The sequence below is a fragment of the Phenylobacterium sp. genome, assembly GCF_035539035.1.
Taxonomy (GTDB): domain Bacteria; phylum Pseudomonadota; class Alphaproteobacteria; order Caulobacterales; family Caulobacteraceae; genus Phenylobacterium.
Genome location: NZ_DATLJI010000008.1, coordinates 1 through 24,340, shown reverse-complemented (window position 1 = coordinate 24,340; position 24,340 = coordinate 1). Strand labels below are relative to the sequence as shown.

The 24,340-nt window shown below is 71.1% G+C and carries 30 protein-coding genes; 15 read left to right on the top strand and 15 right to left on the bottom strand.

Translation table 11 applies throughout. The features are described 5' to 3' along the window. Positions 1-31: 31 nt before the first annotated feature. From VM685_RS02140 to VM685_RS02130, 3 genes are all read right to left on the bottom strand, one after another. The gene (locus VM685_RS02140; protein ID WP_325458462.1) at positions 32-703 is read right to left on the bottom strand and encodes a DnaA ATPase domain-containing protein; all 672 of its coding nucleotides are present in this window, start codon (positions 701-703) and stop codon (positions 32-34) included. 96 nt (positions 704-799) lie between these two features. Continuing rightward, entirely contained in the window at positions 800-1,561 is a 762-nt protein-coding gene (locus tag VM685_RS02135; RefSeq protein WP_325458461.1) for an arginyltransferase, read from the bottom strand. A gap of 76 nt (positions 1,562-1,637) precedes the next feature. Beyond that, complete coding sequence (locus VM685_RS02130; protein ID WP_325458460.1) at positions 1,638-2,543, bottom strand: flagellar motor protein MotB; 906 nt, start codon at positions 2,541-2,543, stop codon at positions 1,638-1,640. A gap of 91 nt (positions 2,544-2,634) precedes the next feature. Here VM685_RS02130 and VM685_RS02125 point away from each other — a divergent pair, with 91 nt between their 5' ends. From VM685_RS02125 to VM685_RS02115, 3 genes are read left to right on the top strand one after another with little or no spacing between them, the layout of a single operon-like run. Continuing rightward, entirely contained in the window at positions 2,635-3,495 is an 861-nt protein-coding gene (locus VM685_RS02125) for an NAD(P)-dependent oxidoreductase (protein ID WP_325458459.1), read from the top strand. After that, positions 3,492-3,980: a GNAT family N-acetyltransferase gene (locus VM685_RS02120; protein WP_325458458.1), complete on the top strand. Its 489-nt coding sequence runs from the start codon at positions 3,492-3,494 to the stop codon at positions 3,978-3,980. Before VM685_RS02125 ends, VM685_RS02120 begins: the two co-directional genes overlap by 4 nt. 10 nt (positions 3,981-3,990) lie before the next feature. Further along, the gene (locus tag VM685_RS02115) at positions 3,991-4,878 is read left to right on the top strand and encodes an alpha/beta hydrolase (protein WP_325458457.1); all 888 of its coding nucleotides are present in this window, start codon (positions 3,991-3,993) and stop codon (positions 4,876-4,878) included. Between the two features lie 105 nt (positions 4,879-4,983). On the opposite strand, the gene VM685_RS02110 is transcribed toward VM685_RS02115, so the two are convergent. From VM685_RS02110 to VM685_RS02100, 3 genes are read right to left on the bottom strand one after another with little or no spacing between them, the layout of a single operon-like run. After that, positions 4,984-5,388: an NUDIX domain-containing protein gene (locus VM685_RS02110; RefSeq protein WP_325458456.1), complete on the bottom strand. Its 405-nt coding sequence runs from the start codon at positions 5,386-5,388 to the stop codon at positions 4,984-4,986. After that, positions 5,385-6,401 (bottom strand): porphobilinogen synthase, encoded by a 1,017-nt coding sequence (gene hemB / locus VM685_RS02105; protein ID WP_325458455.1) that lies wholly within the window; start codon positions 6,399-6,401, stop codon positions 5,385-5,387. Before hemB ends, VM685_RS02110 begins: the two co-directional genes overlap by 4 nt. Continuing rightward, a complete protein-coding gene (locus tag VM685_RS02100; protein WP_325458454.1) occupies positions 6,398-6,877 on the bottom strand; it encodes a hypothetical protein in 480 nt (159 codons plus the stop codon). The genes hemB and VM685_RS02100 overlap by 4 nt, the downstream gene beginning before the upstream one ends. 87 nt (positions 6,878-6,964) lie before the next feature. On the opposite strand from VM685_RS02100, the gene VM685_RS02095 reads away from it, so the two are divergent. The 4 genes from VM685_RS02095 to mmsB are packed head-to-tail and all read left to right on the top strand — an operon-like array spanning position 6,965 to position 10,859. Continuing rightward, positions 6,965-8,104, top strand: a complete 1,140-nt coding sequence (locus VM685_RS02095; RefSeq protein WP_325458453.1) for an isobutyryl-CoA dehydrogenase — start codon at positions 6,965-6,967, stop codon at positions 8,102-8,104. After that, positions 8,101-9,153, top strand: a complete 1,053-nt coding sequence (locus VM685_RS02090; RefSeq protein ID WP_325458452.1) for an enoyl-CoA hydratase/isomerase family protein — start codon at positions 8,101-8,103, stop codon at positions 9,151-9,153. The genes VM685_RS02095 and VM685_RS02090 overlap by 4 nt, the downstream gene beginning before the upstream one ends. A gap of 40 nt (positions 9,154-9,193) precedes the next feature. Then, a complete protein-coding gene (locus VM685_RS02085; RefSeq protein WP_325458451.1) occupies positions 9,194-9,943 on the top strand; it encodes a methyltransferase in 750 nt (249 codons plus the stop codon). Between the two features lie 25 nt (positions 9,944-9,968). Next, positions 9,969-10,859 (top strand): 3-hydroxyisobutyrate dehydrogenase, encoded by an 891-nt coding sequence (gene mmsB / locus VM685_RS02080; protein ID WP_325458450.1) that lies wholly within the window; start codon positions 9,969-9,971, stop codon positions 10,857-10,859. On the opposite strand, the gene VM685_RS02075 is transcribed toward mmsB, so the two are convergent. Together VM685_RS02075 and VM685_RS02070 are read right to left on the bottom strand one after the other, a co-directional pair. Next, positions 10,775-11,116, bottom strand: a complete 342-nt coding sequence (locus tag VM685_RS02075; RefSeq protein ID WP_325458449.1) for a hypothetical protein — start codon at positions 11,114-11,116, stop codon at positions 10,775-10,777. The genes mmsB and VM685_RS02075 overlap by 85 nt on opposite strands. Next, a complete protein-coding gene (locus tag VM685_RS02070) occupies positions 11,113-11,328 on the bottom strand; it encodes a hypothetical protein (protein ID WP_325458448.1) in 216 nt (71 codons plus the stop codon). Before VM685_RS02070 ends, VM685_RS02075 begins: the two co-directional genes overlap by 4 nt. A gap of 158 nt (positions 11,329-11,486) precedes the next feature. On the opposite strand from VM685_RS02070, the gene VM685_RS02065 reads away from it, so the two are divergent. Beyond that, positions 11,487-11,768, top strand: a complete 282-nt coding sequence (locus tag VM685_RS02065; RefSeq protein WP_325458447.1) for a hypothetical protein — start codon at positions 11,487-11,489, stop codon at positions 11,766-11,768. A gap of 26 nt (positions 11,769-11,794) precedes the next feature. Here the strand turns inward: VM685_RS02065 and VM685_RS02060 are convergent, their stop codons facing one another. The 5 genes from VM685_RS02060 to VM685_RS02040 all read right to left on the bottom strand — a co-directional run bounded on the left by VM685_RS02060 (position 11,795) and on the right by VM685_RS02040 (position 16,679). Then, positions 11,795-12,925 carry a YihY/virulence factor BrkB family protein gene (locus VM685_RS02060; protein WP_325458446.1) on the bottom strand — a complete coding sequence of 377 codons (1,131 nt, stop codon included), beginning with the start codon at positions 12,923-12,925 and terminating at the stop codon, positions 11,795-11,797. A 68-nt stretch (positions 12,926-12,993) separates the two neighbouring features. After that, a complete protein-coding gene (locus VM685_RS02055; protein ID WP_325458445.1) occupies positions 12,994-13,617 on the bottom strand; it encodes a hypothetical protein in 624 nt (207 codons plus the stop codon). Continuing rightward, entirely contained in the window at positions 13,617-14,192 is a 576-nt protein-coding gene (locus VM685_RS02050; protein WP_325458444.1) for a hypothetical protein, read from the bottom strand. Before VM685_RS02050 ends, VM685_RS02055 begins: the two co-directional genes overlap by 1 nt. A 135-nt stretch (positions 14,193-14,327) precedes the next feature. Next, the gene (locus VM685_RS02045) at positions 14,328-14,747 is read right to left on the bottom strand and encodes a hypothetical protein (protein ID WP_325458443.1); all 420 of its coding nucleotides are present in this window, start codon (positions 14,745-14,747) and stop codon (positions 14,328-14,330) included. 57 nt (positions 14,748-14,804) lie between these two features. Continuing rightward, positions 14,805-16,679 (bottom strand): ABC-F family ATP-binding cassette domain-containing protein, encoded by a 1,875-nt coding sequence (locus VM685_RS02040; protein ID WP_325458442.1) that lies wholly within the window; start codon positions 16,677-16,679, stop codon positions 14,805-14,807. Positions 16,680-16,907: 228 nt separating this feature from the next. On the opposite strand from VM685_RS02040, the gene ndk reads away from it, so the two are divergent. Together ndk and VM685_RS02030 are read left to right on the top strand one after the other, a co-directional pair. Next, positions 16,908-17,327: a nucleoside-diphosphate kinase gene (gene ndk / locus VM685_RS02035; RefSeq protein WP_325458441.1), complete on the top strand. Its 420-nt coding sequence runs from the start codon at positions 16,908-16,910 to the stop codon at positions 17,325-17,327. A gap of 67 nt (positions 17,328-17,394) precedes the next feature. Further along, positions 17,395-17,745 carry a DUF6481 family protein gene (locus VM685_RS02030; protein ID WP_325458440.1) on the top strand — a complete coding sequence of 117 codons (351 nt, stop codon included), beginning with the start codon at positions 17,395-17,397 and terminating at the stop codon, positions 17,743-17,745. 3 nt (positions 17,746-17,748) lie between these two features. On the opposite strand, the gene VM685_RS02025 is transcribed toward VM685_RS02030, so the two are convergent. Then, positions 17,749-17,961, bottom strand: coding sequence for a hypothetical protein (locus VM685_RS02025; RefSeq protein WP_325458439.1), 213 nt, complete (start codon positions 17,959-17,961; stop codon positions 17,749-17,751). Between the two features lie 295 nt (positions 17,962-18,256). Between VM685_RS02025 and VM685_RS02020 the strand changes: the two genes are divergently transcribed. From VM685_RS02020 to VM685_RS02005, 4 genes are all read left to right on the top strand, one after another. Beyond that, positions 18,257-18,892, top strand: coding sequence for a DsbA family protein (locus VM685_RS02020; protein WP_325458438.1), 636 nt, complete (start codon positions 18,257-18,259; stop codon positions 18,890-18,892). Positions 18,893-18,996: 104 nt separating this feature from the next. After that, complete coding sequence (locus tag VM685_RS02015) at positions 18,997-19,614, top strand: ATP-dependent Clp protease proteolytic subunit (RefSeq protein ID WP_325458437.1); 618 nt, start codon at positions 18,997-18,999, stop codon at positions 19,612-19,614. 8 nt (positions 19,615-19,622) lie between these two features. Beyond that, positions 19,623-20,168, top strand: coding sequence for a hypothetical protein (locus VM685_RS02010; RefSeq protein WP_325458436.1), 546 nt, complete (start codon positions 19,623-19,625; stop codon positions 20,166-20,168). A 151-nt stretch (positions 20,169-20,319) separates the two neighbouring features. Further along, a complete protein-coding gene (locus tag VM685_RS02005) occupies positions 20,320-21,708 on the top strand; it encodes an alpha,alpha-trehalose-phosphate synthase (UDP-forming) (RefSeq protein ID WP_325458588.1) in 1,389 nt (462 codons plus the stop codon). Between the two features lie 204 nt (positions 21,709-21,912). On the opposite strand, the gene VM685_RS02000 is transcribed toward VM685_RS02005, so the two are convergent. Then, on the bottom strand, positions 21,913-22,563 hold the full coding sequence (locus tag VM685_RS02000) for an HAD-IB family hydrolase (protein WP_325458435.1): 651 nt from the start codon (positions 22,561-22,563) through the stop codon (positions 21,913-21,915). Positions 22,564-22,785: 222 nt separating this feature from the next. Between VM685_RS02000 and clpX the strand changes: the two genes are divergently transcribed. Further along, positions 22,786-24,048, top strand: a complete 1,263-nt coding sequence (clpX, locus tag VM685_RS01995) for an ATP-dependent Clp protease ATP-binding subunit ClpX (protein WP_325458434.1) — start codon at positions 22,786-22,788, stop codon at positions 24,046-24,048. Positions 24,049-24,340 lie beyond the last annotated feature (292 nt).

Here is a 24,340-nt window from a genome sequence, read left to right as displayed (position 1 = left end):
TCTGGACCCGCCGTGTGACGGGAACAAGACTTCACTCGAAAAGGTCAAGATTTTGGTTATCGCCCTCCAGGATCTCGCGGGCGAGCACCCTGGAAATCGGCCGGGCTTCACCATCGACGCCTTCGTCCAGCTTCCGCACGATCTCCCGCGCGCCGGGGATCGACCGTTCCATGCGGCGCAGGAGATAGGCGTAAACCTCCCGGGGCGGGCGAATGCTCCTCTCCCGGAAGAATTTCTCCAGCACGCCCTCCAGCACCTGGTCGTCCGGCGGCTCGATCTCGGCCACGAACAGGGCGTTCAGCCGCGAGCGGAGGTCGGGCAGGGCGGTCGCCCAGGCCGCCGGCATGGTCCGCGCGGTCAGCAGCAGGCCGCCGCCCTCGCGCGCCGCCAGGTTGATCAGGTGGAACAGCGCCTCGTCCGGCGCGCCGCGATCGACGTCCTCCAGCAGCACCGGGCGGCCGGCGGCGGCCTCCACGTCGGGCGCCTCGCGGTCCAGGGTCACGGCGCGCGCCTGCCGGGCCCAGATGCTCGCCAGGTGCGTCTTGCCGACGCCCTCGGGCCCTACGAGCACCAGGCAGCCGCCGTGCCACGCCGGCCAGGACTCCACCGCCGCCCAGGCCTGGGCGTTGGAGGGGCCGCGCACGAAGGCGTCGCGGGCGTAGGAGGTGGGGCGGCCTAGGCCCAGCCGGAGCTGTCGCGCCATGCGCCGGTTCCAGATGCGGAGATCACCCGCGGGTTCTACCGGGCCCGGGCGGGGCTCGCCAGCGCGGCGGCCGATCCATCCCCGTGTCGCACAGGCCTATTCGGCCGCGGGACGGGTCTCGCGCGCCGACAGCAGGCTCCAGCCTTCCGGCTTCAGCAGCTCGATGGGCGAGAAGCGGACCTTGTAGTCCATCTTCTCGGAGCCCCGGACCCAGTAGCCCAGGTAGACGTAGGGCAGGCTGGTCAGGCAGGCCTGGATCACGTGGTCGAGGATCACGAAGGAGCCGAGCGAGCGGCGGGTCAGCGTCGGATCGTAGAAGCTGTAGACCAGCGACAGCCCGTCGCTCATCAGGTCCACGAGCGCGCAGGCGACGAGGTCGCCGGGGCCGCCGCCCTTCGACTTGGTGCGGTACTCGATGATGTGGGTGCGGACGGCGGTGTCCTCGACCATGGCCACGTAGTCGGGCCAGGTCATCTCGGCCATGCCGCCGTCGGCGTGGCGGGCGGTGAGGTAGCGGCGGAGCAGGTCGAACTGCTCCATGGTCGCCTCGGCCTCCACCAGGTGGCGCTCGAGGTCCTCGTTGCGGGCCAGAACCTTCCGCTCGGAGCGGGAGAAGACGTAGTCCGAGGCAGGGATCCGCGCCGAGACGCAGGCCGCGCAGGACTCGCAGGCGGGGCGGTAGGCGATGTTCTGCGACCGGCGGAAGCCCACCTGCGTCAGGCTGTCGTTGACCGAGGCGCCGTCGGACAGCGGCAGGTGCGCGAAGACCTTCCGCTCGAACCGCTCGGGTAGGTAGGGGCAGGGTGACGGCGCGGTCAGGAAGAACCTGAGCTGTCGGGTCGGGAAGTGCTGCGTCACGGACCTGCGGTCGCCCTTAACTCTGCGCCTGGATCTGATTAGGCGTCATGGCGGGCCCTTGCGCAAGGCGCTTGCGTCAAAGCCCCCGGTCCGGCGGAAGAACCGGCGCCTCACGCAACAACACGATCGCAATGCGACGGTTGCCGGGGAGCGCCGGATCGTCCGGGTAGAGCGGTTCGGATGTGGCCCGTCCGGCCACCTGGAAGACCCGGTCGGAGTCCACGCCGGCGCCCTGCAGCACCCGCCGCGAGGCGTCCGCCCGGGCCGCCGACAGCGACCAGTCGCTCTCGGGCCGGCCGCCGTTGGTGTTGGCCGAGGTGTGACCGTAGATGTTGATGCGGTTGGGCAGCTGGTTGATCACCTTGGACACGGCCCGCAGCAGCAGCTTGGCCCGGTCGTTGGGCTGCGACGAGCCCTGGTTGAACATCGAGCGGCCTTCCTGGTCCACGAGCTGGATGCGCAGGCCCTCGGGCGTCTGGTCGATGATGATGTTCTTCGAGAGCTCGGTGAGCTCGGGCATGTCCTGCAGCGCCTGGCGCAGGGACTGGGCCGCCGACTGGAAGGCGGCTTCCTCGCGCCGCTGCAGCGCCTCGCGCATGGCCTCGGTGCTGAGCTCCTCGGCGGAGGCGGGCGAGCCCTCGTCGGTGGTCTTGCCGTTGTCGGGGTTGGGGCTCTCCGGCGACAGGGCCTCGATGATCGGCATCGAGCCCTCGCTCTTGGCGCCGTCGTCGCCGAGCGCCGTGCCGCCCAGGATGCCGCCCGAGCCGGAGGTGGTCTCCGACACGCTGGCCGGGGCGAAGTAGTCGGCGATGCCGCGCTTCTGCTCCGGCGAGGTGGTGTTGATCAGCCACATCAGCAGGAAGAAGGCCATCATGGCGGTCACGAAGTCGGCGTAGGCCACCTTCCAGGCGCCGCCATGGTGGGCATGGCCGCCGCCCTTCTTGACCTTCTTGATGACGATCGGCTGGTCGCCCACCGACATGGCTCACCCCAACTTGGCCTGCTACGAGGGCGCAAGGTGCGGCCGGGCTCGTTAAGATGCCGTTGAGCTTAAGCGTGAGGAGCGTATCGGGATGAAGGTGGCGTTCGCGGGCCTGGGGGTGATGGGCTTCCCCATGGCGGGTCATCTGGCGAAAGCCGGGCACGAGGTCACGGTCTACAACCGCTCGCCGGAGAAGGCCCGCCGCTGGGCCGAGACCTTCGGCGGCAAGGCGGCGGCCACGGCCGCCGACGCCGCCCGGGACGCCGAGGTCCTGGCGCTCTGCGTCGGCAACGACGACGACGTCCGCCAGGTGTGCGCCGAGGCCCTGCCGGCGATGGCGCCTGGCGGGGTGATCGTCGACCACACCACCACCTCCGCCGTGGTCGCCCGGGAGATGGCCGAGCTCGCGAAGCAGTCCGGCCGCGGCTTCGTGGACGCCCCGGTCTCCGGCGGCCAGGCCGGCGCCGAGGCGGGCCAGCTGACCATCATGTGCGGCGGCGAGCCCGAGGCCTTCGCCAAGGTGGAGCCGGTGATCGCCGCCTACGCCAAGGCCATCAAGCTGATGGGTCCGCCGGGCTCGGGCCAGCTCACCAAGATGGTCAACCAGATCTGCTTCACCAACGTCGTCCAGGGCCTGGCCGAGGGCCTGCATTTCGCCAAGCGCGCCGGGCTCGACCCGCAGGCGGTCTACGACGCCATCTCCAAGGGCGCGGCCCAGTCGTGGCAGATGGACAACCGCTGGAAGACCATGAGCGAGGGGAAGTTCGACTTCGGCTTCGCCGTCGACTGGGTGCTCAAGGACCTGGGCCTGGTGCTCGACGAGGCGAAGCGCAACGGCGCCACGCTCACCCAGACCGAGCTGCTGGAGGGCTTCTACGGCGAGGTGCAGGCCATGGGCGGCGGGCGCTGGGACACCTCCAGCCTGATCACCCGCCTGGAGACGCCGCGGTGAGCCCCACGCTGCGGACCGAGCGGCTGACGCTCACCCCGCCGGTCGCCGAAGACGCCGCCTTCGTGCTGGAGCTGCTCAACGATCCGGGCTGGATCGCCAACATCGGCGACCGCGGCGTGCGCGACCTGGACGCCGCCCGCGACTACATCGCCGAGCGGTTCTCCAAGAGCCCCTGGTTCGTGGTCCGCACCGCGGACGGCGAGGCGGTGGGCATGTGCGGCATCGTGGTGGGCCGCGAGGGCCTCGACAGCCCCGACATCGGCTATGCCTTCCTCGCCCGCCACGCCGGCCAGGGCTACGCCACCGAGGCCGCCGCCGTGGTGCTCGCCCACGCGCGCGAGACCCTCGGCCTGGAGAAGATCGCCGCCGTCACCTCGCCCGGCAACACCGCCTCCCAGCGCGTGCTGGAGAAGATCGGCCTGCGCTTCGTCCAGATGATCGACCTGCCGGGCTACCAGGAGCCGAGCGCCTACTTCACCACCTGAGGGGGACCACATGGCGGCGATCACGACCCGGACCGTGGAGGCCAACGGCTTCCGCTTCGCCGTCGACGAGGCGGGGGAGGGCGACCGGCTCGCGCTCTGCCTGCACGGCTTCCCGGAGAGCCGGTTCTCCTGGCGCCACCAGCTCCCCCTGCTCGCGGAGCTGGGCTACCGCGCCTGGGCCCCCGACCTGCGCGGCTACGGCGACACCGAGCCGAAGCCGCAGGACGTCGCCAGCTACCGCATCGAGCGCCTGATGGAGGACGTCGCCGCCCTGATCGACGCCAGCGGGGCCAGGGAGGTCACCCTCGTCGCCCACGACTGGGGCGCCCTGGTCGCCTGGACCTTCGCCGCCGACCGGGTGCGGCCGCTGGCCCGGCTGGTGATCATGAACGTGCCGCACCCGGCGGTGTTCGCCCGCGTGCTGCGCGATTCCGCCGCCCAGCGCCGCCGCTCCTGGTACGTGGGCTTCTTCCAGATCCCCTGGCTGCCGGAGCGGATGCTCACCGCCCGCAACGCCCGGGCGATCCGCCGCGCCTTCCACGGCATGGCCATCGACAAGAGCCGCTTCCCCGACGCCGTGCTCGACCACTACGCCGCCAATGCGCTGAAGCCCGGCGCCATGCGGGCGATGATCAACTGGTACCGCGCCGCCGTCCGCTACCGCATCCAGGACCGCACCTGGCCGGCCATCGAGATCCCGACCCTGATCGTCTGGGGCGAGGAGGACACCGCGCTGGGCCTGGAGACCCTGGAGGGCACGGAGGGCTTCGTGCGCCACCTCACCATCCGCCGCCTGCCGGGCGTCTCCCACTGGGTCCAGCAGGAAGCCCCGGAACAGGTCAACGCGATCCTGGCGGACTTCCTCTCCCCCGAGGCGCAGCCCGAGGGGAGAGGGTAGGGAGAGGGGCGGCTCGGCCCCGACACCGTCACGGCTTCGCCCCGGCGATCCCCCGACAGCTTGGCTGCGCCACGGCGTAGCGGCGCGTCGGAGCCGCCCCTCTCCCTACCCTCTCCCCCCTCCGCTTCGCGTGGGGGAGAGGAGGGGGAGCACCCAGCGCTCCAGCAGCGGCGCCAGCGGAACCCCCGGCTCAGCGACGTCGATCCAGCGCAGCTCGGCGATCTCCGCGCCCGCCGCGACCTTCCCCGCCACCGTCACCGCATAGGGATGCGAGCGCACCACCGCGCCCGGCTCGTTGGCGGCCGGGGCCTCGAACACGCCCAGCGGCTCGGCTGCGACCAGCCGCACGCTCAGCTCCTCGGCGAGCTCGCGGGCCAGCGCCGCCCGGTCGTCCTCGCCCGGCTCGCGCTTGCCGCCGGGCAGCATGAAGCGCCCGGTCCCCTGTTTGCGGACGGTGAGCAGGCGGCCGTCGGCGTCGCGGATCACCGCGCCGACGACCTCGACGATCAAGCGCCGAGCAGCCGCGCCGCGCGCGGGGCGAAGTAGCTGATGATCCCGGCCGCGCCGGCCCGCTTGAAGGCGCCCAGGCTCTCCAGGATCGCCCGCTCCTCGTCCAGCCAGCCGTTCTGGGCCGCGGCCATCAGCATGGCGTACTCGCCCGACACCTGGAAGGCGAAGGTCGGTAGCGAGAAGGCGTCCACGACCTGGCGCACGATGTCGAGGTAGGGCAGGCCCGGCTTGACCATGACCATGTCCGCGCCCTCGGCGATGTCGAGCGCCACCTCGCGCAGCGCCTCGGCGTGGTTGGCCGGGTCCATCTGGTAGGTCTTCTTGTCGCCCGGGTTGTCCACCGAGCCCGTGCCCAGCTTCCCCGAGCCGATGGCGTCGCGGTAGGGGCCGTAGAAGGCCGACGCGTACTTGGCCGCATAGGACATGATCATCACGTCCTGCAGGCCCTCGGCCTCCAGCGCGCTCCGCAGCGCCCCGCAGCGGCCGTCCATCATGTCCGACGGCGCGAGGATGTCGCAGCCGGCCTTCGCCTGCACCAGCCCCTGCATCACCAGCCGCTCGATGGTGGCGTCGTTGAGGATCTTGCCGCCCTCGACCAGGCCGTCGTGGCCGTGCTCGGTGAACGGGTCCAGCGCCACGTCGCACATGATCCCCACGTCGGGGGCGGCGTCCTTCATGGCCTTCACGGCGCGGCAGACCAGGCCGTCGGGATCGTGCGCCAGGGTGCCCTGGGCGTCCTTCTTGGCCCCGTCGATGTGCGGGAAGACGGCGATCGCCGGGATGCCCAGAGCGCGCGCCTCCTTGGCGGCCTTGGCGGCCTCCTTGACCGACAGGCGCGCCACGCCCGGCATGGAGGCCACCGGGACCTCGCCCTCGCCCTCGTGCACCACCATCGACCAGATCAGGTCGGCCGGCGTCAGCACGGTCTCGCGCACCAGCCGCCGGACCCAGTCGGCCTGGCGCAGGCGGCGGAGACGCAGGGCGGGATAGGCGGCGAGGGGGGCGTTCGTCATGGGCCGGGGCTGTCGCCCATCGGCCGGTCGGATGCAAGCCGGATGAACCCCACGGCGGGGGCGCAGAGCAGCCAGAGGCTGGAGAGGAAGGTGAGCAGGAGCGCCAGCGCCAGGAGCGCGATCACCTTGGCTCCGATGGTGATGTCCTGCAGCTCGATCTGCACGGTGTCGAGGCGGTCGAGGCCGGTGATGCTGGCCATGCCGATCACCTCGCCCAGTCCGCCGATCACCCCGGCCAGCCCGCAGGCCGCCGCCGCCAGGCTGAGCGCGAAGGCCACCCAGAAGATCCGGATCTGGAAGTCGAAGTGGGAGCCCACCATCCGGGGCGCGGCGTCGCGCTGGGAATAGGCGATCACCACCGCGATCAGCGCCGGGAAGCCGGCGAAGAAGATCGACGCGAACAGCAGCGCGTAGCCCAGCATGGCCAGGTTCTGCGAACTGTCCGCCGCCGGGGCGGCCAGGTACTCGGTCGTCATGCTGGCCCCCCAAAGCCAACCCGTCGATGTTGACAGGGTGCGCCACTGGCGCGAATTGCTCAATCCCGTCAATCAGACCGCGACCTCATGGACTTCAGCCTCACCGACGACCAGCGCGCCATCGAGGACGCTGCGCGCGCCTTCGCGGCCGAGGAGCTGGCCCCCCATTCCGCCCGCTGGGACGAGGAAAAGCACTTTCCGGTCGAGACCTTGCGGAAGGCCGCGGAACTGGGATTCGCCGGCCTCTACGTGGCCGAGGACGTCGGCGGCTCGGGCCTTTCGCGCCTGGACGCCTCCATCGTCTTCGAGCAGCTGAGCTACGGCGACGTGGCCACCGCGGCCTTCATCTCGATCCACAACATGGCCGCCTGGATGGTCGACCGGTTCGGCTCCGACGACCTGCGCAGGCGCTATCTGCCCCGGCTGTGCACCATGGAGCTGATCGCCTCCTACTGCCTCACCGAGCCGGGCTCAGGCTCCGACGCCGCGGCCCTGCAGACCGCCGCCCGCAAGGACGGCGACTCGTACGTGCTGAACGGCTCCAAGGCCTTCATCTCCGGCGCCGGCGCCTCCGACGTCTATGTGGTCATGGCCCGGACCGGCGGCCCGGGGCCGAAGGGGATCTCCGCCTTCGTGGTGGAGAAGGACGCGCCGGGCCTCTCCTTCGGGGCGCAGGAGAAGAAGATGGGCTGGAACGCCCAGCCCACCGCCCAGGTGAACTTCGACGACTGCCGGGTGCCCGAGGCCAACCGCATCGGCCAGGAGGGCGAGGGCTTCCGCTTCGCCATGGCCGGCCTCGACGGCGGCCGGATCAACATCGCCTCCTGCTCGCTGGGCGGCGCGGGCCTCGCCCTCGACGCCGCCAAGGCCCACCTGGAGACCCGCAAGCAGTTCGGCTCCGCCCTGAAGGACTTCCAGGGCCTGCAGTGGCGCCTCGCCGACATGGCCACCGAGCTGGAGGCCGCCCGCCTGATGGTCCGCCGGGCCGCCGATTCGCTCGACAAGCGCGATCCCGCCGCCACCCGCTACTGCGCCATGGCCAAGCGCTTCGCCACCGACGCCGGCTTCGAGGTCGCCAACCAGGCCCTGCAGCTGCACGGCGGCTACGGCTACCTGTGCGACTATCCCCTGGAGCGGATCGTGCGCGACCTGCGCGTCCACCAGATCCTCGAAGGCACCAACGAGATCATGCGGGTGATCACCGCCCGGGAGCTGTTCCGCCAATGAGCACCGAGCCCGAAGTCCTGATCCGCATCGAGGGCGCGGTGGGCCGCATCACCCTCAACCGGCCCGGCGCCCTGCACGCGCTGACCACCAACATGTGCCGGCTGATGATCGACGCCCTGCAGACCTGGGAGGACAATCCCATCGTCAAGCTGGTGCTGATCGACCACTCGGGCGAGCGCGGCTTCTGCGCCGGCGGCGACATCCGCATGCTGGCCGAGAGCGGGGCGGGGGACGGCGCCGCGGCGCGGGAGTTCTTCCACACCGAGTACCGGCTGAACCACCTGCTGTTCCACTACCCCAAGCACACCATCGCCATCATGGACGGGATCACCATGGGCGGCGGGGTGGGCCTGTCGCGGCCGTGCCGGTTCCGCATCGCCACCGAGCGGACCACCTTCGCCATGCCGGAGACCGGCATCGGCCTGTTCCCCGACGTCGGCGGCGGCTGGTACCTGCCCAGGATGCCCGACAGCATCGGCCTGTGGCTGGCGCTCACCGGCGCGCGGATCAAGGCCGCCGACTGCGAGCTGGTCGGCGTCGCCACCGACTACATCGAGAGCGCCGCGGTCGACCGCTTCAAGCAGGGCCTGGTCGCCGATCCGGCCCACATGGAGACCCTGCTCACCGAGATGGAGGCCGATCCCGGCCGCCCCCCGCTCGCCGCCCACCAGGACGAGATCCACCGCATCTTCGGCCTGGGCTCGGTGGAGGAGATCGTGGCGGCCCTGGAGCGCGAGGACACCGACTGGGCCGGCGAGCAGCTCAAGGTCCTCGCCACCAAGTCGCCCCAGACCCTGAAGGTCGCCTTCCGCCAGCTGAAGCTCGGCGCCGAGGCCCGGACCTTCGCCGACAACATGGCCATGGAGTACCGCATCGGCGCCCGGGTGGTGCGGCGGCACGACTTCCTGGAGGGCGTGCGCGCGGTGATCGTCGAGAAGGACAACGCCCCGAAGTGGAGCCCCGCGTCCCTGGAGGGCGTCACCGAGGCCATGCTCGACGAGATCTTCGCCCCCCTGCCTTCCGATCAGGAGTGGACGCCCCTACCTTGACCGTACGGCGGCCGGCACGGCCGCCATGGGAGGATGCATCATGAAGACCCAGCTGCTCGTGGCGGCCTGCGCCGCGCTGGCGCTTTCGGCCGGGGCCGTCGAGGCCAAGCCCGGCAAGCACATCACCGCGGCCGTCGCCGACGCCGCCCGGCCCGAGGCCGACACCCGCCGCGACGCCGACCGCAAGCCCGCCGAGATGCTGGAGTTCGCCGGCGTGAAGAAGGGCATGAAGGTCGCCGACTTCATCCCCGGCGGCGGCTACTTCACCCGCATCTTCGCCAAGGCCGTGGGGCCGACCGGCAAGGTCTACGCCGTCACCAACCCGCCGCCGGCCAACGCGCCGAACCCGCCGCCGATCCAGGCGATCGCCGCCGACCCGGCCTACGGCAACGTCCAGGTGGTGGCCACCGGCATCGCCAGCTTCGCCCTGCCGGAGCCGGTGGACGTGTTCTGGACCTCGCAGAACTACCACGACCTCTACCTTACCCGCTTCAACCTCGACGTGCCCCAGGCCGACAAGGCGATCTTCAACGCCGTGAAGCCCGGCGGCACGCTCGTCGTCCTCGACCACGCCGCCGCGCCCGGCGCGCCGGTCGCCGAGACCGCCAACACCCTGCACCGGATCGATCCGGCGGCCGTGCGCCGCAACCTGGAGGCCGCCGGCTTCAAGTACGTCGGCGAGAGCAAGGCCCTGGCCAATCCCGCCGACGACCACACCAAGGGGGTGTTCGACCCGGCGCTGCGCGGGCATACGGACCAGTTCATCCTGAAGTTCCGCAAGCCCAAGTAAGTCCTTCAAAGCGTAAGAGGTTCTCATGACCCGCATCGCCTTCATCGGCCTCGGCAACATGGGCGGCGGCATGGCCGCCAACCAGGCGAAGGACGGGCGGGCCGTGAGCGCCTTCGACCTGTCGGCGGCGGCGCTGGAGAAGGCCGCCGCCGCCGGCTGCACGCCCGCCGGCTCGGTCGCCGAGGCGGTGCGCGACGCCGAGGTGGTCATCACCATGCTGCCGGCCGGCCCGCACGTGCGCTCCGTCTACGCCGAGCAGGTGTTCCCCAACGCCAGGCCTGGCGCCCTGCTGATCGACTGCTCGACCATCGACGTGGAGAGCGCCCGCGCCGTGGCCGCCCAGGCTCGCGAACACGGCTTCCGCTTCGCCGACGCCCCGGTCTCCGGCGGCACGGCGGCGGCCGTGGCCGGCACGCTGGCCTTCATGGTCGGCTGCGACGAGGCCGACTTCGCCGAGATCGAGCAGGCCATCGGCCCCATGGCCCGGGTGGTGTTCCGCGCCGGCGACCACGGGGCCGGGCAGGCGGCCAAGATCTGCAACAACATGGTCCTCGGCATCTCCATGATCGGGGTGTGCGAGGCCCTGGCGCTCGCCGAGAAGCTCGGCCTCGACCCGGTGAAGTTCCACGAGATCTCCTCGCAGTCCTCCGGCCAGTGCTGGAGCCTGACCAGCTACTGCCCCTGGCCGGGCCCGGTGCCGGCCGCGCCGTCCAACCGCGGCTACGAGGGCGGCTTCGCCACAGCCATGATGCTGAAGGACCTGAAGCTCGCCCAGGAGGCCGCCGCCCGCTCGGGCGCCGCGACCCCGCTGGGCGCCACCGCCGAGGGGCTCTACGCCCTGTTCGACCGCCTGGGCGGCGGCGGCAAGGACTTCTCCGCCATCCTCGAGATGCTGCGCGGCCGCTCGGTCGCCTGATCCGGCGCCGGCGCCGAGAGCCGCGTCGCCCAGCGCATGCGCCGGCAGCCGGGGCAGGGCCAGCGCACGAGCAGCGCCACCGACGCGACCGTCGTGTGCCGCCCGCCCAGCTGCTTGCGGCTCAGGCCCTCGATGATCCGCTCGGGCCTGTAGGTCCGCGACCAGGTGCAGGCCGCGCAGACCAGTTCCACGCGGCTTCCCGGATGGGCCTCGTGCGCCGCCAGCGTCGCGCTGCGGTCCAGGGGCAGGGGGATCACGAGCGCGGCGGGCGCAGGGCGAAGAAGTCCGGCTCGCCGGTGAAGTGGTAGGCGGCCGTGTTCAGGGCCTTCTTCACCACGTCCAGCACCAGGTAGTCGGGCCCGAACGGCCGGCACTGGATCTGCAGCTTGATCAGGCTCGCGTGGAAGGGGCGGAGGGCTTCGAACGCCTCCTTGGGCTGGCTGACGCCTGTGTAACGTACGCGAACCACGGGGAGCTCCTGTTGCTGTGGGGCGAACAAAAGCAGAACATCTAGGCCGGCGCCACGACCCTCAGGCTGTATTGCGTCCGCTGCGCAACCCCGGCGGGCGGCAACCCACGCGCCGGCTCGGGGGTTACGGTCAAGACAGTCACAAGGAGCGCTCCCCCATGCCCCACAAGCAAACCGAGGAAGAAGCCCGGCGCGCCTTCACCGACGGATCCAGCGGCGCCACCGCCGACATGGCCGTCGGAGGCTCCTGCAGCCCCGAGGAGAGGCGCGTCGACGCCCCGCACGCCCGCAAGGCCGAGCCCCTGGCCGAGGGCGAGAAGTACGACCAGCTCGCCGACAAGGACTCCCACGGCGAGGACCGCCAGGAGGCCCTGATCGACGAGGCGGTGGAGGAGACCTTCCCGGGCTCCGACCCCATCAGCCCCAAGCACATCACCTGAGGTCCTGAAGACCGCCGCAGGGGCGTCTAGCGTCCCTGCGGCGCCCCCACCGTGTCCGCCATCATCGCGCCGCGCGCGCCCAGCGGCTTTTCCGGCCCCACCGTGGTGTCCTTCGCCGTCTGGTGCTCGATCTCCGCGTTCAGCTCGGCGCCCAGCAGGATCACCTGGCCGGAGACATAGACCCACATCAGGAAGCCGATCGCCGCGCCCAGCGAGCCGTAGGTCTTCTCGTAGTGGGCGAAGTTGGCCACATAGACCGAGAAGGCCGCCGAGGCCGCCACCCAAAGGATGAGGGCCGCCCCGCTGCCCCAGCTGATCCAGCGCCACTTCGCCCGGTGGCGGCTCGGCCCGAACCGGTAGAGCAGGGCGAGTGCGACGCCCAGCGCCGCCAGCAGCACCGGCCAGGTGGTCCAGCGGAACATGGTGGCCGCGGGCTTGCCCAGCAGGCCCTCGATGGCTGGCGGTGCGGCGATCACCGCCAGGGCGCAAAGGCCGAACGCCAGGAAGCCCAGGGTGAAGGCCAGCGACACCAGGGTGCGCTTCACGAACCCCCGCTTCTCGGTCTCCTCGTAGGCGATGTTCAGCGCGGTGATCATCGCCTTCACCGCCCCGCTCGCGCCCCACAGCGACAGCAGGAGGCCGCCCACGAAGGCCAGCGACAGCCCGCCCTCGTTGGCCGTGGAGATCCGCACCATCTGCTCGCCCAGGAACCGCAGGGCGTCGCCGGGCAGCACGACCGACAGCAGCTGCAGGTGCCGCTGCGCCTCGGAGACGTCGGCGAACAGGCCGTAGAGCGCCACGAAGGAGCCCAGCGCCGGGAACATGGCCAGCAGCGAGTAGAAGGTGATCCCCGCCGCCACCAGCGGGATCTGGTCGTCCATGAACTCCTTGCGGGTCCGTTGCAGGATGTCCTTCCACCCCTTCTTCGGGATCTCCTGCGGCGCCTCGGCGGTACGGCCCCTCGTGGGATCGGCGATCTCGGCCGGGTCGTGGGTGCTGCGATGCGGAGTCGGCCGGTCGGCCAGGGTGGGAGGCGCGTCAGCCGGCTTCGGCGCCGGCGCGGGCGCCGGGGGGCGCACCGCCCGCCGCGGGCGAGGCATCAGCGCGATCCCGGCCAGCACCAGGAACGGGGCGGCCTTGCGAAGCGCGTTGGACAATCGATCCTCCCTGAACAGCCCGGCTGCAACAGGCAGGCGGGCCGGGAGGTTCCGGTCTGGCGGCGTCGTCAGCCGGGCGGCGGCGTCTGGTTCAGTCTGAACGCCGGCGGCTGCGCCGGGCGGCCTGGCTGCCCCCCCGGGCCGGGGGCCGTCATCCAGCCGTTTTGCGAGCCGCCGGGATCGCCGCCCACACCCGGAAGGCCGCCCTCGGCGAGCATCGGCAAGACCATGACCTGGGCCGCGCCCCAGTAGTTCACGGTGACCGTGCCGGCGCCCCCGGCGTCGCCGCCGTCGCCGCCACGGCCGCCGTCGCCGCCGCGGCCGGTGGTCCCGACGCCATCGCCGCCCCGGCCGCCCTTGCCGCCGTTTCCGCCCCGACCCGCCCGGACGGCCACGATCACGGGAGCCCCGGCGCTCGCGCGGCCGATGCTCTGGGTGGCGCTGGGCGCGTCGCCGCCTTGGCCACCGTCGCCGCCGGGCCCGCCCGGCGCCGCGCTCCCCTGGGCTCGCGTGCCGTCCGCCCCGCGGGCGCCCTCGGCCCCGGCCGCCCCGTCGGTCCCGGCGAAGGTGAAGTCCGCGGCGAAGCCGGCCTGACCTTGGGCGTGGCCGGAGGCGGGCCTCAGCAGGCTGGCGCCGGCGCCGAGGGCCGCGGCCTGCAGGAAGCGCCGGCGTGCGGCTTGACGTTCGTCCATCACCGGGCCTCCCGCTTGACGATCTCGCCGACCGCGTAGTGGCCGTCCACGGTGGAGACGAAGTGGCCGCCGTCGAAGACGATCCTGCGCGCCATGAACACCACCGGCCGTCCGGCCAGGATCAGCCTGGACCGGCGGTGCAGCGACAGGGTCCCCACGGTGACGACATCGACGTCGAAGCGTCCGATCCGCTGTTCGATGACCGGCCTCCAGGCCTGCATCAGGCGCGAGTCGCCGAACACATAGGCCGAGAGCGCTCGCCGCACGTCCCGGTCGGTCGCGTGGTCGGGGCCGCTCTCGGGGCCCTGCGGCGGCAGGGCCGCCCGGCCGGCGCGCGCGTCCTCGTCGGCGACGCCGATCCAGGCCTTCAGCTCGTCGATGTCCGTGGTGGCGAGGCTCAGCCGCCCCAGGCCGTCCTCCGGTCCCGCCACCACCCGTTGCTCGCCCGCCATCAGCCGCAGGTCGGGCCAGGCGAAGTCGGCGGCGTAGGCTCCGATCCGCGCCAGGGCGGCGTCGATGCAGGCCTCAGCCGGATCCTGGAAAGCAGGGATTACTGTCTTCCGAAGCGCGCTCATCAGGCCCCTCCAGCTTGTGCGTGGAGGAAGCCTGCACCGACTCAGGAACTCGAGCAATGTTCGGCGAGCGCCAATACCTGATCTGTTCCTGCGAGGCGTCGCGAGCGGTCGCGTCTCCCGCGGCGACCCGGCCCGTCACTTCACGCAGGTCACCTTGCAGGGCGCGTTCGCCAGCAGGCAGACGTTGTTCGGCGCAGGGGTCCAGGGGGAGTCATTGTCGATCTGGCACGTCAGGGCGCCGCCCTGGGCGAGGATCAGCACCGACGCCTCTCCCGGCGACTGCGCCGTCGGCTGGCCGGCCTGGACGCTGCCGGGCATGGCCGGGGCGTAGCCGCATCCGAACTGCCCCTTGCGGATGACCCGGGCGGTGAGGACGAGGTATTCGTCGGCGTAATCCGCCAGCAGGGTCCAGGGCGCGCTCAGCGGCCCGACCTGGCGGGTGATCACACCGGGGCAGGTGGGCGGCGCCGTGGGGACGCCCGGCGGATCCGCCGCCTGCGCCGCGGGCGCCCACAACGCCAGGGCGGTCAGAGCCGCCGCCACGATCCGCACCATCGTCGCCCCCTCGGAAAGCTTGACCGTACGCGGCTCAGCGCTTCGCCGTAAAGGGGCTCAGACCTTCAGGGACTCGTAGGCTTCCTGCGCGTCGAGCCACTCCAGCTCGGCGGCCTCGACGGCGGCCTGGGCCTGGTCCCGCCGCCGGCCGAGCTCGGCGGCCTTCTGCGGGTCCTTGGCGAAGGTCGAGGGATCGGTCAGCGCCCTGTCGATGACCGCCAGGGCCTCGGTCGCCCGGGCCAGCGCCTGTTCGGCGGCCTCCGCCCGGCGGCGCGCCGGACCGGTGGGCACTTTCGCCCGCGCCGGCGGCGGCGGGGGAGGCGGAGGCGGCGCCTCGGCCTTCACCTGGGTCGGCGCGCGGGCGGCCATGCGGGCGCGGTCCAGCACGAAGCGGGCGTAGTCCTCCATGTCGCCGTCGAACGGCGCGATGGTCCCGTCCGCCGCCAGCCACAGGCGGTCGGCGACCAGCTCCATCAGCGAGCGGTCGTGGGTGATCAGGATCACCGCGCCCTCGTAGTCGTTCAGCGCGTCCAGCAGGGCGCGGCGGCTGTCGATGTCGAGGTGGTTGGTCGGCTCGTCGAGGATCAGGAGGTGCGGCGCCTCCATGGCCACGAGGTTGAGCAGCAGCCGCGCCCGCTCGCCGCCCGACAGGCTCGACACCTTGGTCTCCACCTTCTCGTAGCTGAACCCGAACTGGGCGAGCCTCGAGCGCCGCTTGGCCTCGGTGTCCTCCGGCATGGCGCGGCGGATGATCTCCAGCGGCGTGTCCGTCGGGTCCATGGCCTCGATCTGGTGCTGGTGGAACCAGCCCACCTTCAGCCGCTGGCTGCGGTGCAGGCGCCCGGCCTCCACGTCCAGCGCCCCGGCCACCAGCTTGGCGAAGGTCGACTTGCCGGCCCCGTTGACCCCCAGGAGGCCGATGCGGTCGTCGATGTCGAGGCGCAGGTTCAGCCGCTTGAGGATCGGGGCCCCGCCGTAGCCCACCGAGGCGTCCTCCAGCCTGAGCAGCGGCGGGGGCAGGGGCCGTTCGGGGGAGGGCAGGAAGAAGGGCGCGACCCGCTCCTCCACCACCGCGTCGATCGGCGGCAGCTTGGCGATCATCTTCAGGCGCGACTGGGCCTGGGTGGCCTTCGAGGCCTTGGCGCGGAAGCGGTCCACGAAGGACTGCAGGTGGGCGCGGCGGGCCTCGATCTTCTGGCGGGTGGATTCCTGCAGGCGCAGCTTCTCCACGAGCTGGTTCTCGAAGGCGTCGTAGCCGCCGACATAGAGCTCCAGCTTGCCGTCCTTCAGGTGGACGATGTGATCCACCGAGTTGTTGAGCAGCTCGCGGTCGTGGCTGATCACGATGGCGGTGTGCGGGTACTTCTTGAGCCGCGCCTCCAGCCACAGCGCGCCTTCCAGGTCGAGGTAGTTGGTCGGCTCGTCGAGCAGCAGCAGGTCCGGCTCGGCGAACAGCGAAGCGGCCAGCGCCACCCGCATCCGCCAGCCGCCGGAGAACTCGGCCATCGGCCGGGAAAGGTCGGCGTTGGAGAAGCCCAGGCCCGCCAGGATCTCCGCGGCCCGCGACGGGGCGCGGTCGGCGTCGATGTCGATCAGCCGGGCGTAGATGTCGCCCAGCTCTTCCGGCGACGCGGTGTCGAGGCGGGCGAGCAGGTCGGCCCGCTCCACGTCGGCGGCCAGCACGGTCTCCAGCAGGGGCGTGGGCGTCGCCGGGTGCTCCTGGTCCACCGAGCCCATGCGCGCGGCCTTGGGCAGGCTGATCTCGCCAGAGCCCGGGACCAGCTCGCCCTTGATCAGCTTGAACAGGGTGGACTTGCCGACGCCGTTGCGGCCGACCAGGCCGACCTTGGCGTCCTTGGGCAGGTTGACCGAGGCGTCGTCGAAGAATCGGCGGCCCCAGGCGTCGAAGACGAGGTTCTGGATCTGAAGCATGCGGACAGACGAAAAGGGTTTGCGGGCGCGGACCAGCGCCTCGCCGGATCGCGGTATGGGAGGGCCAGGGCTTTAGAGTGAGACCGCGCCGCCGCCTGACCGGGCGCGCTCATAGCAGACGCGCGGCGCCTTGGCGAGCACCGGCCCAGCGGCTATAGAGCCGCCCACTTTCGCCGCCCCGCCGGGGCGTGCGGCCTCCCTCCCAGTCGGAAGACCAAGAACAACACCATGACCGAACGCACCTTCTCGATCATCAAGCCGGACGCCACCGAGCGCAACCTGACCGGCAAGGTCAATGCGGTGATCGAGGACGCCGGCCTGCGCATCGTCGCCCAGCGCCGCATCCGCATGACCCGCCAGCAGGCCGAGAAGTTCTACGAGGTCCACAAGGAGCGCCCGTTCTTCGGCGAGCTCGTCGACTTCATGACCTCCGGTCCGGTCGTGGTGCAGGTCCTGGAAGGCGACAACGCGGTGGCCAAGTACCGCGAAGTGATGGGCGCCACCAACCCGGCCCAGGCCGCCGACGGCACCATCCGCAAGCTGTTCGCGAAGAGCGTCGGCGAGAACTCCGTCCACGGCTCCGACAGCCAGGAGAACGCCGCGATCGAGATCGCCCAGTTCTTCACCGACGATCAAATCGTCGGCTGATCCGGCAACCGAGTGACGTCCGCGGGGTTCACGCCCCGCGGACACCAATCCCAATCAGAAAGTAGCGATGCGAGAGTCCAAGATCGGGCACTTCAGCGAACGGCTGGAGGCCCAGGCCGAAGCGCGGAAGGCGCTCCTCGAGAAGTTCAAGCCCAAGCCCACCGTGAAGCCGGAAGTCTTCGAGACCCGCGCCCAGCGCAAGGCCCGGGAACTGGAAGAGGTCCGCCAGAAGCGGCTGGCCGAGAAGGAAGCCGCCCGGCTGCGCGCCGAGGAGGCCGAGAAGGCCCGCATCGAGGCCCTGGCCAACGACGAAGAGGCGCAGCTCGCGATGAAGCGGGAAGAGCGCAAGGCCCGCAAGGCGGCCGAGAAGGCCGCGGCCCGCGCCAAGCGCGAGGCCAAGTCGGCGTCCCGCCGCTAGAGGCTAGTCGTCGTCCCCGCCGCTCACCCGGCGGGACATGTCCCCGTAGTAGCCCTGGATCAGGAGCTCGACGACCTCGCCCCGCTCTTCGGCGTCGAAGGCGAGGTCCTTGGCCATCTGTATGGCGGCCGAGCGCGAGAGGCCCCGCTCCAGGGCCTCGCCGTCCCGGAAGACCGTCCAGTCTCCGTTCTTCAGGGTGACCGCGTATTGAACCATTCAGCACAACCCTCGCGATAAGCTTCAGCGTACGAAGCGGGCTGAAGGTTCCCGCCGGCCTGCGCGGAACTGTGCGCGGGCTCCGTGGAACGGCAGTATTGACGGGTCATTGCGACGGGAAAGCAATCCCTTAGAGGTTAATGCTTGCGGGTCGCGCAAGCGTCGCCGCGATCCGCACCGGGCCCGCGGTCACTCGCGCGTGAAGCGTATCGGCCCGCGCGTCCTGAGCTGCGATCGAGGCGTGACCCGCCGACCGTTCGCTGCAATCCTGTCCCGGCCGGCAGGAGGACCCGCCATGGACGGACCGCACCTCATCTATTTTTCCGACCCGATGTGCTCCTGGTGCTACGGCTTCTCGCCCGTGGTGGCCGAGATCCGCCGCGCCTTCGGCCGGGCCCTGCCGATCCGCCTGGTCATGGGCGGCCTCAGGCCCGGCACGGAGGAGCCCATGACCCTCGCCGCCCGCGCCGAGGTGACCGCCCACTGGCGCCACGTCCACGACGCCACCGGCCTGCCGTTCGACGAATCCGCCCTGGGCGAGGGCTTCGTCTACGACACCGACCCGGCCGCCCGCGCCGTGGTCGTCGTCCGCCGCGACGACCCGGAGCTGGCGCTCACCTACCTGGAACGCATCCAGCGGGCCTTCTACGCCGAGGCGCGGAACGTGACGCAGGCCGAGGTCCTCGCCGATCTCGCCGCCGAGGTGGGCGCCGACCGCGACGCCTTCCTCGCCCAGTGGTCGCAGGAGGACGCCAGGGAGGAGACCTGGCGCGACTACGCCATCTCCCAGCGCGCCGGGGTCACCGGCTTCCCGACGCTCGTCGCCGGCCCGGGCGAGTCGGGGGAGTTCGGGGTGGTCACCCGCGGCTACGCGCCGCCCGACCAGGTCGTGGGCGTGCTGAAGGCCTGGATCGACCGCATCGCCGCCTGATCGCGGCCCGCCGCCACCTTGCGACTTCCGTCCCGGCGCGCGATATCGGAGGGGACGCGGGTTACGGCAGCCTGCGAAGCGTTTCCAAGAAGGACTTCCTCCCAATGCGTGACCCCGTCACCACCGCGCTCGGCCTCGTGCCGATGGTCGTCGAGCAGACGAGCCGCGGCGAGCGCGCCTACGACATCTTCTCCCGCCTGCTGAAGGACCGCATCGTGTTCCTGGCCGGTCCCGTCGAGGACGGCATGGCCTCGCTGATCTGCGCCCAGCTGCTCCACCTCGAGGCGGAGAACCCGAAGAAAGAGATCCAGATGTACATCAACTCCCCCGGCGGGGTGGTGACGTCCGGTCTCGCGATCTACGACACCATGCAGTACATCAAGAGCCCGGTGATCACCCTGTGCCTCGGCATGGCGGCCTCCATGGGCTCCTTCCTGCTGATGGCCGGCGAGAAGGGCCAGCGCATCGCGCTCCCGAACTCCCGCATCATGGTCCACCAGCCCTCGGGCGGCTTCTCGGGCAAGGCCTCGGACATCGAGCGCCACGCCGAGGACATCATCAAGACCAAGCACCGCCTGAACGAGCTCTACGCCAAGCACACCGGCCGCACCGTCCAGGAGGTCGAGGACACCCTCGACCGCGACTACTTCATGACCGCCGAGGAAGCCCGCGACTGGGGCATCGTCGACCACGTCTGGGAAAAGCGCGAAGCCGAGTCCTGAGCCGCCCCATGGCCCCGCACATCCTCGTGGTGGGCGGGACCGGCATGCTCGCAGGTCTTGTGGAGGCGCTCGCCGGCGACGGCGGGCGCCTTTCGCTTGTCTCCCGCCGCGCCTCGACCGCCGGCCTGCCGGGCCGCGCCTTCGACGCCGACTACCACGACGAGGCGGCGTTCACGGCCGCGCTGGACGCCGCCGTGGCCGGGCAGGGGGCGATCGACCTCGCCGTCGCCTGGTTCCACACCCTCAAGCTCGCCGCGCCGCGCCGACTGGCCGAGCGGGTCGGAACCCCCGCCGCGTCGGGGCGGCTCTTCCAGGTGCTGGGCAGCGCCGTCGCCGATCCGGCCCGGCCGGACCGCCTGCGCACGGCCGCCGCAGTCGCCGACGGGCTCCCGGACTGCCGCCTCCGCCAGGTCGTCCTGGGCTTCCGCGTGGAGGCCGGCGCCGCGCGCTGGCTCACCGACCAGGAGATCTCCGGCGGCGTGCTCCGCGCCGTCCGCGAGGACCTGCCGTTCTCCGTCGTCGGCCAGGTGGAGCCGTGGTCGGCGCGCCCATGAGGACGCAGCGCGCTCACGCGAAGTTTAGCGGCCAGGGTGTTGGCGCGCCCGACGCCGCGCCCTATCCGGACGCCATGCCGAGGGCCGGGGACCGCATCGACAGGGTGATCGCGCCACGACCGGCCGCGGCGGACGTTCGGGGCCTCAGCCGCTGGGACGCCTGATCGTCATCTCCAACCGCGTCAGCCCGCCGGGCGACGAGCACGGCGCCAGCGTCGGCGGCCTGGCCATGGCGCTTTCCGCCGCCCTGCGCGAGCACAACGGCGTCTGGTTCGGCTGGAGCGGCCGCACCACCGAGAGCTTCACCGGCCACCTGTCCTTCCAGCGGGGCGCCGGCGTCACCGTCGCCACCGTCGACCTCGAGGAGCAGGACCGGCAGGAGTACTACAACGGCTACGCCAACCGCACGCTCTGGCCGCTGCTGCACTACCGGATCGACCTGTCGGCCTACGAGCGCTCGTTCGACGAGGGCTATTCTCGGGTCAACGCCCGCTTCGCCGACACCGTCCTGCCGCTCCTGGAGGCGGACGACTTCATCTGGGTCCACGACTACCACCTGATCCCGCTGGGCCGCGAGCTGCGCCGCCGCGGGATCGGCGCGCGGATCGGCTTCTTCCTGCACATCCCCTGGCCGGCGCGCCGCCTGTTCACCACCCTGCCGAACCACGCCGAGCTGGTGCAGTCGCTGTTCGACTACGACCTCGTGGGCTTCCAGAGCCAGGACGCGCTCTCCGCCTTCCAGGAGTACGTCACCCTGGAGGCGGGCGGCTCGCTCGGCCCCGACGGCGAGGCCACCGCCTTCGGCCGCACCATCCGCCTGGGCGCCTTTCCGATCGGGCTCGACACCGAGGCCTTCGTCGCCGCCGCCGAGGGCGAGGCCGCGCACGCCTGGCGCAAGCGCATGGAGAAGAGCCTCGCCGGCCGCCGGATGATCGTCGGCGTCGACCGGCTCGACTATTCCAAGGGCCTGGAGGAGCGGTTCCTGGCCTACGAGGAGTTCCTCAGCCGCACGCCCGAGGCCCAGGAGCAGGTCTTCCTGCTGCAGGTCGCCACGCCCAGCCGCGACGAGGTGCCGGCCTACCAGGAGATCCGCGCCCGCCTCGACGGGGTGTCGGGCCGCATCAACGGCGCCTTCGCCACCGCCGACTGGGTGCCGATCCGCTACGTGAACCGCAGCTACCGCCGCGACGAGCTGGCCGGCATCTACCGCGCCGCCGCCATCGGCCTCGTCACCCCGCTGCGCGACGGCATGAACCTGGTGGCCAAGGAATATGTCGCCGCCCAGGATCCGGCCGATCCCGGCGTGCTGATCCTCTCCCAGTTCGCCGGCGCCGCCGAGCAGATGACCGAGGCCCTGATCGTCAATCCGTTCAGCCGCGAGGACATGTCCGACGCCATCCGCCGGGGTCTGGCCATGGAGAAGCCCGAGCGCCTGCGCCGCTGGGAGAACCTCATGGACGGCGTGAAGCGCGACGACGTCACCGCCTGGCGCGACGCCTTCGTGCAGGCCCTCCTGGCCGCCCCCCTGCGCCAGCTCTAGGGCGGCCGGGGTCCGCGCCCCTTCCTCCTCAATGGAGGAAGGGTAGGGATGGTGGTGTTCGCAGGGTGGTGCGGTGAAGACGCTCTCGGCTCGGCGCCCAACGGAGCTTTCGCTTCGCCTCGGCGCGCGCACCACCACCCAACCCTCCTCCATCAGGAGGAGGGCTTCCGTGAGGCCGGCCCGCGCGCCGTTTTCGACGGGACTTTACGGTTTGCCGGTGAACACCCGGAAGCCCTTGATCTCGGCCATGGCCAGCATCTCGGTGTCGCCGCTGGTGTCGCCGTAGGCGGCCTTCAGCTTCACGTCGTGGCCGAACACCTCCTGCAGCCGCACCACCTTCTCGGGGCCGCGGCAGTTGGGGCCGGAAAACGCCCCCAGCACCCGGTTCTGCGGATCGTAGGAGAGCTGGGTGCCCAGGATCGCGTCGGCTCCCAGGCCCCGGGCGAAGGGGGCGACCACGATGTCGGGGGAGGCGGTGACGATCACCAGCCGCACCCGCTGGTCGCGCCAGCGCTTCCAGGCCGCCACCGCGTCGGGCCGCAGCAGCTTGCGGGCGTGGCTCTCGGCGAAGGCGCGGGCGTCCGCCTCCAGCCGGTCGTGGGGGACGCCCTTCAGGAACACCCCCACCGCCGCCGCCTTGATCCGGCCACGGTCGCGATGGAACAGGTAGGCCGCCGCGGCTGGCACGAGTCGTGCGAGGCCCAGCGCATAGCGCACCGGACCGGCGCGCCATTTCAGGAAGGCCGTGAAGCTGTCCTTGACCGTCAGCGTCCCGTCGAAGTCGAAGGCCACGATCGGACTGTCCGCGTCCGGCGTATCGCCTTGGGACGGGGCCGCTGCGAACTCTTGTGCCATTTCGGCCCGTTTCCCATTTAGGTCCATGTGGCGCCGCGGTCTGCGGCGCCGCGCCGCCAATTGTCGCTCCGGCGAGCGAAGGCTTGTGATCCTTAGCCGGATCGGGGAATGTCAAGACTTAGACAACCCGCGGCGCGTATTCTGCATTGTAGGGGCGCAGGCGTCCTGCGGGGCGGCGCGGCCGGCGTCGGCGGCGTTGCCTGATAGAGTGAGAACAAGATCATGACCAAGGCCGCGAGCGGAGATTCGAAGAGCACGCTCTACTGCTCTTTCTGCGGCAAGAGCCAGCACGAGGTCCGCAAGCTCATCGCTGGCCCGACCGTGTTCATCTGCGATGAATGCGTCGAACTGTGCATGGATATCATCCGCGAAGAGCACAAGATCTCCTTCGTGAAGTCGAAGGACGGCGTCCCGACGCCGAAGGAAATCCGTGAGGTGCTCGACGATTACGTGATCGGCCAGGACCACGCCAAGAAGGTCCTCTCGGTCGCGGTGCACAACCACTACAAGCGCCTCAACCACGCGACGAAGAACAACGACGTCGAGCTGGGCAAGGCCAACATCCTGCTGATCGGCCCGACCGGCACCGGCAAGACCCTGCTGGCGCAGACGCTGGCTCGAATCATCGACGTGCCGTTCACCGTGGCCGACGCCACGACGCTGACCGAGGCCGGCTACGTCGGCGAGGACGTCGAGAACATCATCCTCAAGCTGCTGCAGGCGGCCGACTACAACGTCGAGCGGGCCCAGCGCGGCATCGTCTACATCGACGAGGTCGACAAGATCAGCCGCAAGTCGGACAACCCCTCGATCACCCGCGACGTGTCGGGCGAGGGCGTCCAGCAGGCGCTGCTGAAGATCATGGAAGGCACCGTCGCCTCCGTGCCGCCGCAGGGCGGGCGCAAGCATCCCCAGCAGGAGTTCCTGCAGGTCGACACCACCAACATCCTGTTCATCTGCGGCGGCGCCTTCGCCGGGCTTGAGAAGATCATCTCGGCGCGCGGCCAGGGCACCTCGATCGGCTTCGGGGCCAAGGTCACCGATCCGGACGAGCGCCGCACCGGCGAGATCTTCCGCCAGGTGGAGCCGGACGACCTGCTGCGCTTCGGCCTGATCCCGGAGTTCGTGGGCCGCCTGCCGGTCATCGCGACCCTGGACGACCTGGACGAGAAGGCCCTGGTGAAGATCCTCACCGAGCCGAAGAACGCCTTCGTGAAGCAGTACGTCCGCCTCTTCGACATGGAGAACGTGGGCCTGACCTTCACCGACGACGCGCTGAACGCGGTGGCCCGCAAGGCCATCCAGCGCAAGACCGGCGCGCGCGGCCTGCGCTCGATCCTCGAGGGCGTGCTGCTCGACACCATGTACGAGCTGCCGACCTACGACGGCGTCGAGGAAGTGGTGGTCAACGCCGAGGTCATCGAGGGCCGCGCCCAGCCGCTGATCATCTACGCCGAACGCCGCGACAAGGGCGGCGCCGCCTAGCGCCGGCTCTCCTCCGCGAAGCTCCAGGGCCCCGCAGGCGACTGCGGGGCCCTTTCGCATGGGCCCTCTCCCTCGCTTGATGGGGAGGGTCGACTCGCCAAAGGCGAGCGGGGTGGGGAAGCCGCGATCAGGCGCCGCCTCTCCCCGACGTCGGTCAGCGCTTACCGGGAAGAGCACCCCTTCCTCCTCGATGGAGGAAGGGAAGGGATGGTGGTGATTGCTGGATGACGAGGCGATGAACGCCGTTGGGCGCGGCGCCCATACGCGAAGCTCCCATCGGCTCAGCGGCCAC